The sequence below is a fragment of the Bartonella sp. AC535YNZD genome (assembly GCF_042196625.1).
Classification (GTDB): Bacteria; Pseudomonadota; Alphaproteobacteria; order Rhizobiales; family Rhizobiaceae; genus Bartonella.
The window spans coordinates 52,495-60,523 of sequence record NZ_JBHIQP010000011.1 but is presented as its reverse complement, the minus strand read 5'-3'; the positions used below and the strand labels follow the sequence as shown (position 1 = coordinate 60,523).

The 8,029-nt window shown below is 36.6% G+C and carries 6 protein-coding genes; 3 read left to right on the top strand and 3 right to left on the bottom strand.

The genetic code is table 11. From position 1 onward, the window contains the following. The 3 genes from ACFIM8_RS07200 to ACFIM8_RS07190 form a co-directional block, all read left to right on the top strand. A partial coding sequence (locus ACFIM8_RS07200) for a hypothetical protein (protein ID WP_375614720.1) occupies window positions 1-364 on the top strand: 364 nt, incomplete at its 5' end. Window positions 365-452: 88 nt separating this feature from the next. Continuing rightward, window positions 453-818 carry a hypothetical protein gene (locus tag ACFIM8_RS07195; RefSeq protein ID WP_375607015.1) on the top strand — a complete coding sequence of 122 codons (366 nt, stop codon included), beginning with the start codon at window positions 453-455 and terminating at the stop codon, window positions 816-818. Window positions 819-862: 44 nt separating this feature from the next. Continuing rightward, the gene (locus tag ACFIM8_RS07190; RefSeq protein WP_375607016.1) at window positions 863-1,312 is read left to right on the top strand and encodes a hypothetical protein; all 450 of its coding nucleotides are present in this window, start codon (window positions 863-865) and stop codon (window positions 1,310-1,312) included. A 1,078-nt stretch (window positions 1,313-2,390) separates the two neighbouring features. On the opposite strand, the gene ACFIM8_RS07185 is transcribed toward ACFIM8_RS07190, so the two are convergent. The 3 genes from ACFIM8_RS07185 to ACFIM8_RS07175 all read right to left on the bottom strand — a co-directional run bounded on the left by ACFIM8_RS07185 (window position 2,391) and on the right by ACFIM8_RS07175 (window position 7,950). Then, entirely contained in the window at window positions 2,391-3,152 is a 762-nt protein-coding gene (locus ACFIM8_RS07185) for a DUF4167 domain-containing protein (protein ID WP_375607017.1), read from the bottom strand. Between the two features lie 1,679 nt (window positions 3,153-4,831). Then, window positions 4,832-5,275, bottom strand: coding sequence for a hypothetical protein (locus ACFIM8_RS07180; RefSeq protein ID WP_375607018.1), 444 nt, complete (start codon window positions 5,273-5,275; stop codon window positions 4,832-4,834). Window positions 5,276-7,437: 2,162 nt separating this feature from the next. Further along, the gene (locus ACFIM8_RS07175) at window positions 7,438-7,950 is read right to left on the bottom strand and encodes a hypothetical protein (protein ID WP_375614719.1); all 513 of its coding nucleotides are present in this window, start codon (window positions 7,948-7,950) and stop codon (window positions 7,438-7,440) included. Window positions 7,951-8,029: the final 79 nt, after the last annotated feature.

Genomic DNA, 8,029 nt, shown 5'->3' with positions numbered 1-8,029 from the left:
CGACATCTCAAAGGGGAACCGACATCTCAAAGGGGAACCGACATCTCAAAGGGGAACCGACATCTCAAAGGGGAACCGACATCTCAAAGGGGAACCGACATCTCAAAGGGGAACCGACATCTCAAAGGGGAACCGACATCTCAAAGGGGAACCGACATCTCAAAGGGGAACCGACATCTCAAAGGGGAACCGACATCTCAAAGGGGAACCGACATCTCAAAGGGGAACCGACATCTCAAAGGGGAACCGACATCTCAAAGGGGAACCGACATCTCAAAGGGGAACCGACATCTCAAAGGGGAACCGACATCTCAAAGGGGAACCGACATCTCAAAGGGGAACCGACATCTCAAAGGGGAACTAAAAAACTGTAAAACCGTTTAACAATGAAGAAGCCCCTAGGCTGACAAATTGGAGTTCACACTGTCAACTACTCATTTGGAAAATAATTTATGAATCCCCTTGTTTTTATCCTCTTATTGGTTTCATGTACGGATGATTTTAACAGTTGCTATTCGAACAATACAATGGTTAAAACTTACCCAACAGCTCAAGCTTGTGAACAAGCCATGATACCGTCCACAAAAAAGTTTGCACTTTATGGACAACAAATTTTTGCTCAATGTATAAACGTACAACCCAGTTTACATCAACAAGAAGTAAACTTGATCTGGTCTGTAACAAACCGTGGAAATTTTCTTCTTAAAAGCCAAAACGTAAAGGACAAGCTGTCTACAGTCCACAAACAAGATATTTTACCAACATCGCTTCCTCTTTTGCGTTCTTCTTCCACAAACCTCTTGCACAAAAAACTTTAAAAGCATAAACCCATCAGATCTCAAAAAAATAATCAATGGAAGACATGATAGATAATAAGCGAATGCACCCTTCAAAAGACCATCACACAGAGCAAAGTACTCTGCCTCAAGATCTCCCCTTAGATCCTGCTGTAGAACGGGTGAGAAAAAAACTTATGGGATTAATGATTATTTCCGTTTTAATAACGCTCTTCCTTATTCTGACCGTACTATTTTTAATTGTTTATAAAGTTATCGCAACGGGATCAGCGTCAAAACAAACAGAGCGATCTTCCTCTCTCAGCAAAAATCCACAAGCTACCCATCATACGCTCTCCTTACCGGAAAAAACACAGATTTTGTCGCAAAGCCTCTCAGAGAACAATATTGTACTGAAAATTTTAACCCCTGATGGACAAACAAAATTTATGATTTACAATTATTATACCGGTGCACTTGTCTCCATTCTTTCTGTTGAAACAACAGAAAAAATATCGACAATAACGCCTCATTAAGCAAGCTAACCTCAATAAGCGCTGACATAGCATTCTGAAGGTTTAAACATTTTCTGCGAGCCGGGCATTATCACACGCTTTTCCAGCGCGTAGGTGTTGCCGACAATCCTTGGCGCTAGAGAGAGTTCATAAGAGCCATTTTTATTCCTTCTTATACAAATTTATCCACACGGGCTCTCCCCGCTTGCAACGTGCAGGCGAATGGTTTTTGTTGATTCAACCATGGGACAAATTTGGAATGAGAGAATCCTAGGGATTTAGGGGCTCTCACCTAACATACAAAAAAAATGAATTGTTATTATAAATCAATGTGATAAGTCTTAAATTTCCACCATACGGCGACGGCGCATTTTTTACTGTATCCCCTCACTTGAATTTTGGAAAAGAAGAAACCTTTCTGTCAACGCATTCCCATTTTTAAGAAAACGGACATCATTTGATGAAAAGCTAATGAACGTGCAAGAAATGCTTCTTCTTGAGTGTAAAAATTCAACATATTAATTTATAGTGATGATTTATTTTGCATGTCAAATGAGAACCTCAAATACTGTAAGATTCTCTCATCTCAAATCTATTTATGATGAAGCTCATCAAAATCATTTCCTCACATACCCTAGCAAGGAAATTGATGAATAAAATACCTCTTATAGATAATCCGGTATCAAAAGAAGAACTGTTGCAACATTGAAAATTAAAGCAATAACGCCCAGCTTACATCTTTTATTAAGCAAAGATAACCGATGGATTTCACATGATAGAATTCATAAACACCAGCGCGCAATGGGCATGAATATATTGAACAATATTAAATATAGGTGTGAATTAAATAAAACAACGACATTGCGTTCTTCATAAAAGAACTGCCTCTTAAAATACACGAATGTGGTTTTCTCTGTATCCCCTCACTTAAATCTCAGCAAAGAGGCAATCTTTTCTGTCAACAGCCTTCGTTAAGTTCCTGATACAGCCCCGTGAAAACTGAAGGAAAGCGCAAGAAGCTTCTTGAGCATATTATAATTTATTATCATGATACCAATAACATCACCACCCAAGCGCGCTTACACAGCACCCTTCAGGTTTAAACATTTTCCTCTGCCTCAAGATTGACCACTCGGCGACGGCGCGTCTTTCTCTGTATCCCTTCACCTAATTCAGGCAAGGAAGAAGCCTCTTTTGTCACTTTTGATGCATCTCCATTGCTAGAGCTTTCTGCTGTTGTGAGTGAAAGCTCAAAAGGTGCTTCATCTTGAGTGCGTACAGTACGTCGACGGGGAGAACGACGTGTTTTTTTGATGGGTTCAACATTTTTCTCAGAGAGACAGTGCTCTTGATCTGTTTTTTCATCCGATAGAGCCTCTAAAGCGTTTTCACGCGCATCTCCATTTTGCATTTTATCATTTTGGCCATCGCCATTTTTTTGCGACGACATTTGTAATACATCTGTATCACCCTCAACAGTACCATTTTTTTCACCGTCAAGATTTATTTCACCGCATTCTTGTCCATTGTTTTCATCACGATTTTCGTTTTCATCACCACGATTTTCATCACGCCGAGGCGATTGAGACATTTGCCCAGCTGCTGCTAAAATAATACGCAAATAGTGCTCGGCATGTTGTAAATAATTTTCCGACATAACACGATCACCTGCACCTTGTGCATCACGCGCAAGGCTTATGTATTTATCGGCGATTTGCTGAGCATTCCCGCGAATTTTAACATCCGGACCGCTACTTTCATAATTGCGAGACAACGGATTAGGACCGCGACGATTATTATTGTTATTACCATTATTGTTATTATTGCGACCGCGTACCCGTCTATTTTGTTGTGGCCTCATCTTTATCCCTTTTTGGAGTGTTTGTCTTATGTGTGTCTTAATTGACTCTTCCTCATTGCATTATCTTTTGATAATGCTGATCACGTTTAACATACGCTTATCAAGCTATCCGCGTTTATTTCACTCAAACGAACCCTACTGATATTGATAAAAGCATATATTTTCTTGAAAATCACAAAACAGCAGGGAAATCGTAAATCAAAAATTCCCTTTTTCTCTGTCAAACAGCAGAAACCTAATGATGTTCACGTAAAATGCCAAGTGTTTTTTTTAAAATAAACCATATTTCACTAAAAAAAATAATTATCTTGTGGAAAACAAAAAGGAAAACACACATATAACACACCTGACAAAGAAAAAATTCCTGCCAGAGAATAGTAGAAGCTTCCTTTTTTGCTCTAAAACCACCGCTCCTAAAAACGCCGATATCCTCTACCCCCTCGTGCATTTAACTCACAAGCACTTCCATCCCAACGAGTCACTGCGCGAACCTCTTTATTTTATAAATATAGCCTCTCTTCATCGCTAAAGCAACCCCTTGCGAGCGATAATCCACGATCGCTTCACAAAACCTCTTAATTTTTATAGATAGATTAACACGAAGTATTATTCAAGCCCTATAATCACCAAGAGATCAATCTTCTTTCCCAAAAAAGCCAACGATACTATCAATTTTTATTTTAACCCATAGAGTTTTTAAGTTAATCACAGTTTTTATTTATAACAAATTGAGCTTAAAAACAAAATATTTAAATACAAAAAAATATCAAATTATGAAAAAAACAACCAATATGTCACACTTTTTTAAAAATCAGCTTCTTCTCAAAAAAATACCCTCCTCAAAGCCTATCAATAAGAATGGCCTAACGTATTTCCTTACTTATCTTTTCTGATAAAGAAAACTGGAATTATAAAACAAGCACATTTTAAAACCCAACACAGCGCTTTACGCATGAAGAAGCCTTGAATGTTTATAAAAAAATGTTTTTTACTCATTTTTGTCATGTCTATTGACTTACACCCTCAAAGAACGAGGATTCTCAAATCACACGGGTCTGTCAACAATGAAAATACTTATAAAATTCATACACTGAATTGATTTGTAATGATAATTCATATTTTTGTGTTGAGTAAGAAAACTTAATACCGTAGGATTTTTCATCCTCAATCTGTTTGCTATTGAATCAATCTCTTTTTCTTGCATGTTACACGTAGGAAAACCTGCGTGGAGTAAAAACGAAAAAAAAGACTAAAAGTACCTCTTATGAACCGTCTCTAAGGCTAAGGGGCTGTCGAGAGGCACCATTGGAAGCGGAGCAAAGTGTGATATGGTACCAGCTTACTCTTTTTTAAACCATAAAGATGAACTTGCTTTATAAATTTTATACATTTCATGAGGGTTTTACCATTATACCATTCACCAAAGCCATTACGAAATGGGTTTCCCACACTCGTTATTTCCCTTAAAAAAGCGCAACAACCCCTCCAGAAACTCCACCACGCCCCCTTAAACATTTCAAGGAGGCCATCCATATCTTATATCGCCATACCTTAAATAAGAAGTGCGATATAACAAGATAAATAAATCAAGCTACTATTGGTCTTGAGGCAGATAGTCATTTAAGAGGCTTTTATCTTTTTATCAAAATTCGCTTCCTTTTAACTTTCCGTATAAAAACTTAAAAGTAATTACGCCTTTTGCCTGTTTTATTTTCTCTTTCATCAAGAAAACAGTCTCGTAAGAGAAAATAATTTCCATCCCCAGGACGGATCCTCGTCAAACATTGTTTTTTTGCAGTATCAGAAAGCTTATCCCACATTTCACGAATAGCAAAATAGGCCTCACTTTCTAAATTAAGGCAGTGCTGATAAACTTCTTTTTTCATCTCGGGCATAACGGAAGCAGAAATTTCCTTGCAATACACACGCAGATCAAAGACAGGAATAGCCAATTCAACAGGCGCTTGTTGTGTTATTTTTTGATGAGAAGAAAAATAACTGACCGCCTTTGCAACAGCAAAACACAAAATCACTATACAAAAAAGTATCATGCAAACAAAAGCAATCTTGCGATATAATCTTTTGAAATAAGCCTTTTGTCTTGCCCGGATTCTTTTTTCCATAAAGATTGTACCCTTTAATATCCCAAGAGAAGCTTTTACAGCAAAAAACGATAGAAGTATCTGTGTACACAATACAGGTTATAGCCGCAAACGATCAAGACTCTTATGTCAAAAGACTCTCTTTTTTACCGTATAATTCTTATGAAACACTTTTCTCATGCCCTTTATGAAAAAATAGGGTTGATGATTTTCTCTCACCACTTTTAAAGACGAAGATTCTTCATCCATGCGATTCTATAAATAATTCGTCTTTGTTAAGACACATCATATTGATTTATAAAGAGTCTTTATTGTTTTGCACGTTGAATGAAAAACCCGAACACCATAGGATTCTCTCATCCGAAGTTTGTTTTTTGTTGAAACAATCAAAACCATGTCGCTTACAAGTTACAAGCGGAGCTGGCATGTGGATTAAAAACTGTATAAGAAAGGCATATGCTTCTTATGAATCGTCTCACGAACCAAGGCTGTCGTAATATTGGGAGCGAGAAAATACAATGATGGTGCCGGCTTGCCTCTGCATAATCGTAAAGATGGGAGTGCTCAATGGGTTTACCATTATTCATCACACAAACACTTCATATATAACACGCCTTTTATTACCCACCCTCAAAAAGCAGTCGCTAAAACGATAAGAGATTATAGATGTAAAACTCCAAACAAAGAAAAGAATGGACTTTCTAATCGAGATCAACAAACACTGTTAAAGACACATTTGCATTTTTGACCATGCTGACATGTATAATAATGGCCCTTCAAATACGCCACCATTTTATGCTCCACCCCATATCACGCTCCGTCAAACAGTCACAAAGATTCTTTAACTATTCAACGTCCCCCCCCCCAACCAAAGCAAAGAAACCGAAACCAGACGCCTGCATTTTTATTTGAATCTTCCCTATTGGGATAAAACACATAAGAATTTAAGATTTCACTGCAAAATGAAATCACAAAATACAATAATGAGAAAAATATCCAAAGCCATCTCAATAACAAATATATAGCGCCCCTGTTATTAGAAAGTAAAAAAAGCCGCACCATTTAAAGGCGCGGCTTATGAATAGAGATATAACTAAATAAAATACAAAAGAAATCAATAATAAATAATTATACACAAAGCGTATAGTATTGCAAGCTTTTTAATTATATTTATAAAAATATCCAAAAAGAGTATAAATAATGATACATTCGTATTGAGGAGAGTTGTTTACAACAATGCACTTTCTAAAATAAAAACGTATCAAATAAATCAAAATACTTTGTAGCTTTATCTCAATATAATCCATGAAAAAACACACATGATTTAAGTCCATAATTATAATAAGATCCGCTTTTTTACACTTGTAAAAGCTGGTTTTTCTTGACTTGCATCCACCACTTAAAAACATGAAGATTCTTCACCCAATCTGATCTATCAACAGCCCAGATTGCAGCGGGGTCCATTTGGCTTTCTCACATGTGATTGACTTAAACTTAAAGCTCAACAAATAAGCCTGCCTTAAATATTTTCCACGCCCTTAAAAAAACACTTTTTGTATCATGGAGGCTCTTACAAAGAGCTTGCCTTATATCATCACACCTGAAAGGACAGTATTTACAGCATAAGCAGGATAAGACAAACAACCGCTTATACAATCTTGTCTGACAAGAAAACAAGTGAAACTTTAGCCTTCAAGTCTTCTTAAACAGTATAGCATTTCTCTTCGTTTATAAGAAAAGACACAACGATACGCATAATTTTCTTATAGGCATTTTTCTGCTTTTGTCCTTTTGGCAATTAATATTTTCTTTTTATGGGATTTTTAACAAATTAAAATTGCGATGAACTGCTCTGTTTCTCTTTAAAAAAAGCGTGAAAATGGCAATTTTTTATAGATTTAAAATCATCGAATGCTCTATCCAAAAGCTTTTTCAAAGTATTGCAAGATTTTTTATTTTTTTAAAGCTTCTTTTGCCATGCGTTTTTGTTTGGGCACAGCTCCTTTCTCTGTAGGCTTTAAAAACTTACCCTTAGATTTCAATATGCGCCCTACTCTCCCCAACAACGCATGATCAACTTATCCTGCAACAACGCTTCTCTATCAATTTTTACCCCTTTTTTAACATCTCAAACAGAGTGCAATTCCAGTCCCCACCGAAGATATAAATCAGGTTTATCTGATCTACAGCTTCAACCCATACATATTGTTATGATCACTCTTTTCTAACAAAGAAGAAATCTCTCTAGAATGCTCAACACTGATGTTTTGAGCAACACTACTGTGTAATTCTAGCGGCTTATGTGCTGTAAATTTTGAAATAAAAGAGCTGTAGTCTATTTTTGGTGCCTCGTATATTGAAGAAAAAAATATGTCTCCAGCGGACGATGATTCTGTTTGAATTTCTGGTGCGCTCACAAAACTGTTTGATGTCGTTATTCCACCACTCACAACACTATTAATACTGTCTTGCTTCTCTTCTTTCTCATTTTTTTTCTGTTCGACACTGGTAAAATCTAGAGCATTTAATTTTTTTTCTAAAGCATCCATGCGCTTTGAAATTTTTGTAATATCTTCATATGCTTTCTTCAACAATGCGTTTAAAGGAGCATGTCCCATTCTTCCGCTAGCATAAAGAACCACACGAATACATTCAGGATCATCAATATCAGCAATAGAAAATGGAAAAAGTGCCATTATATCCCCCTTTTTGATAAGCTAAACGCGTATTAAGCATTTGCATATTTTTTCCGTTGTACGGCTCTTGCATTTCTCA

Bases quoted from the DNA above. Each gene is read 5' to 3' on its own strand.
- ACFIM8_RS07195 (WP_375607015.1), top strand. From the start codon at position 453: ATGAATCCCCTTGTTTTTATCCTCTTATTGGTTTCATGTACGGATGAT.
- ACFIM8_RS07190 (WP_375607016.1), top strand. From the start codon at position 863: ATGATAGATAATAAGCGAATGCACCCTTCAAAAGACCATCACACAGAG.
- ACFIM8_RS07185 (WP_375607017.1), bottom strand. From the start codon at position 3,152: ATGAGGCCACAACAAAATAGACGGGTACGCGGTCGCAATAATAACAAT.
- ACFIM8_RS07180 (WP_375607018.1), bottom strand. From the start codon at position 5,275: ATGGAAAAAAGAATCCGGGCAAGACAAAAGGCTTATTTCAAAAGATTA.
- ACFIM8_RS07175 (WP_375614719.1), bottom strand. From the start codon at position 7,950: ATGGCACTTTTTCCATTTTCTATTGCTGATATTGATGATCCTGAATGT.